Origin of the sequence: Serratia sp. 506_PEND (genome assembly GCF_001076875.1) — a bacterium.
Classification (GTDB): Bacteria; Pseudomonadota; Gammaproteobacteria; order Enterobacterales; family Enterobacteriaceae; genus Serratia; species Serratia marcescens.
The window spans coordinates 1-3,338 of the sequence record NZ_JVEL01000001.1 but is presented as its reverse complement, the minus strand read 5'-3'; the positions used below and the strand labels follow the sequence as shown (position 1 = coordinate 3,338).

Annotated in this window: 3 protein-coding genes; all 3 read left to right on the top strand. The window is 56.9% G+C overall.

From position 1 onward, the window contains the following. A partial coding sequence (locus tag ADK28_RS00010) for an efflux RND transporter permease subunit (protein ID WP_048794562.1) occupies positions 1-2,025 on the top strand: 2,025 nt, incomplete at its 5' end. Beyond that, entirely contained in the window at positions 2,018-2,212 is a 195-nt protein-coding gene (locus ADK28_RS31135; protein WP_139375588.1) for a hypothetical protein, read from the top strand. The genes ADK28_RS00010 and ADK28_RS31135, both read left to right, overlap by 8 nt. A gap of 177 nt (positions 2,213-2,389) precedes the next feature. Beyond that, the coding region (locus tag ADK28_RS00005) for a phospholipase D-like domain-containing protein (RefSeq protein ID WP_048794561.1) at positions 2,390-3,338 on the top strand (949 nt) is incomplete at its 3' end.

Sequence of the window (3,338 nt, the reverse complement as noted above, 5' to 3'; positions counted from 1 at the left end):
GGTGTGGTGGTCGCTGCTGCTGTGCCCCTGACGCTGGCTGTCGTCTTTGTAGTCATGGAGGCGTCAGGTAAAAACTTCGACCGTATTACCCTGGGCTCGCTCATCCTGGCCCTGGGGTTGTTGGTGGATGACGCCATCATTGCCATTGAAATGATGGTGGTGAAAATGGAGGAGGGGTACGACCGAATCAAAGCCTCAGCCTATGCATGGAGCCACACTGCTGCGCCGATGCTGGCAGGCACCCTGGTGACGGCCGTTGGCTTTATGCCCAACGGTTTTGCACAATCCACGGCGGGTGAATATACCAGCAATATGTTCTGGATTGTGGGAATTGCATTGATTGCCTCCTGGGTGGTGGCAGTGGTGTTTACCCCTTACCTTGGGGTGAAAATGCTGCCGGATATCAAAACGGTTCAAGGGGGGCACACCGCTATCTACAACACCCGCCGCTACAACCGTTTTCGTCAGTTGCTGGCGCGGGTCATCGCGCGAAAATGGTGGGTCGCGGCTTCTGTCGTCGCGGTATTCACCGTTGCGGTTCTCGGCATGGCGCTGGTGAAAAAACAGTTTTTCCCGACGTCTGACCGGCCAGAGGTCCTTGTGGACGTCCAGATGCCGTATGGCACGTCCATTGAACAGACCAGCGCCGCCGTGACGAAAATTGAGGACTGGCTGAAGCGCCAGAAAGAAGCAAAAATCGTGACGGCTTATATCGGGCAAGGGGCACCACGTTTTTATCTCGCCATGGCACCGGAGCTACCCGATCCCTCTTTTGCGAAAATTGTTATCCTGACGGACAGTGAGGGATCCCGTGAGGCGCTCAAGTTCCGTCTTCGCCAGGCTGCGGCTGATGGACTGGCTCCTGAGGCGCGAGTTCGCGTGACCCAACTGGTGTTTGGCCCCTATTCACCCTATCCGGTTGCCTTCCGTGTGACAGGATCAGATCCGACGGTATTACGAGGCATCGCGGACAAGGTGAAAATGGTGATGCAGGCCAGCCCGCTGATGAGAACGGTCAACACGGATTGGGGCTCACGCGTGCCAACGCTGCATTTCACCCTGAATCAGGACCGCCTGCAGGCAGTGGGGCTGACGTCAAATGCCGTGGCCCAGCAGCTTCAGTTCTTGCTTTCGGGTGTTCCGGTCACCGCGGTGCGCGAAGATATCCGTTCGGTGCAGGTCGTGGGACGCGCTGCCGGCGATATCAGGCTTGATCCGGCGAAAATAGAGGGTTTCACCCTGATCGGTTCTGCCGGGCAGCGTATTCCGTTATCGCAGGTTGGCGAGGTCGAAGTGCGCATGGAAGACCCGGTCCTGCGACGTCGCGACCGTATGCTAACCATTACCGTGCGTGGCGATATCGCCGAATCCCTTCAGGCACCTGATGTCTCCACTGCAATTTTCAAACAACTGCAGCCCATCATCGCAACGCTTCCGAATGGATACCGGGTTGAACAGGCTGGCTCTATTGAGGAGTCAGGGAAAGCGACCCAAGCGATGGTGCCGTTATTCCCTATCATGATAGCCATGACATTGCTGATCATTATCCTTCAGGTGCGTTCGATGTCGGCGATGGTGATGGTCTTTATGACCGCACCGCTGGGGCTGGTCGGTGTGGTGCCAACCTTGCTGCTCTTCAACCAGCCCTTTGGCATCAATGCGCTGGTTGGTTTGATTGCCCTGTCAGGGATCTTGATGCGCAACACGCTGATCCTCATCGGGCAGGTTCATCACAACGAGCAGGAAGGGCTTGAACCCTATCATGCGGTCATTGAGGCAACGGTACAGCGCTCCAGGCCTGTACTGCTGACGGCGATGGCGGCCATTCTGGCCTTTATCCCGTTAACCCACTCGGTATTCTGGGGAACCCTGGCCTATACCCTGATAGGCGGGACACTGGGTGGAACCATTATTACGCTGGTGTTCCTGCCTGCTATGTATGCCATCTGGTTCCGGATAAAGAGCCCAACGGCAACCTTGCCAACCGAAAATCATTCCACGGCTGAAGGATTAAAAAATGTCTGAACATAAAGCCGTTCTGATTACCGGCGTTTCATCAGGCATTGGCGGGGCTGCCGCCTTGGCTTTTAAAGCCAGAGGTTGTCAGGTATTTGGTACCGTCAGGGATATCAATGGCGCTTCGCCGTTGAATGGCGTTGCGCTGACAGAAATGGATGTTCGTCATTTAAGAAGCATGCCTAAGCGGGAATAAATTCAAGCCGATAGATGTGCCAGTTGTGCAATACGGCGCAACTGGCATGATTTTGATAGTACCGTAAGATATTTTTTCGTTTTCCAAGCGGACCTCGCGCATAGCGCGCTTCTCCTATAGATTGAAGCAACCTAATGACGTATAAAGCAAAGCAGTCAACCTCCGAGGCCGCTTCCCGTGATAAAAATTGTCGTGTATCTGATTATCGCCGTGACGATCGCCATTATTGCGGCAAGAGTCATCTTTCGTTTGCCGGATATTTCGCAGCGTTCGCCGCAGGCGGCGTTGCCGGCGGATCCTACCGCGCTATTGCCGGCGCGGGCCGCCGAACAGATGGCGGCACATCCCGGCCTGAGCGGCGTGGTGCCGCTGGTCAGCGGCCACGATGCGTTCGCCAGCCGCCTGGCGCTGGCGCGGATGGCGGAAAGGTCTATCGATGCCCAGTACTATATCTGGCATAACGACACCTCCGGGCAGATCCTGCTGAAAACCTTGTATGACGCCGCCCAGCGCGGCGTGCGCGTGCGGCTGCTCTTGGATGATAACGGCGTCGCCATGGACGAGACCCTGGCGGCGCTGAACGCCCAGGAAAACGTCGAGATCCGTCTGTTCAACCCCTCAACCGTGCGCACGCCGAAGTTGGCCGGCTACGCCTTTGACTTTATGCGCATGAACCGGCGCATGCATAACAAGTCTTATATCGTCGACGGCGCTGTGGCGATCATCGGCGGCCGCAACATCGGCGACGAGTATTTCCAGGTCGGCGACGAAAACTATTTCCTCGATCTCGACGTGTTGAGCGTCGGCAACGTGGTGGCGGAAACCGCCGAGGTCTTCGATCGCTACTGGAACAGCGCTTCGGTGTTTGGCGTTGAGCAAATTATCCGAGGCAAAGGCAATCTTTCTGCTTTCCTGACGCAGGCCACCGCGACCGAAAGCAGCGACCGGGCCCGCAAACTGGCGGTGCAGCTGGAAACCAGTGCGGTGCGTTTTCGCGATGGCGCCGTGCAGCCGGAATTCACTCAGGTCGAGCTGGTGGCCGACGATCCGGCGAAAGGGTTGGGTAGGGCTTCGCGCGATCGTTTGATGGTGACGCAGCTCAGCAAGATCATCGGCGGCGTCAACC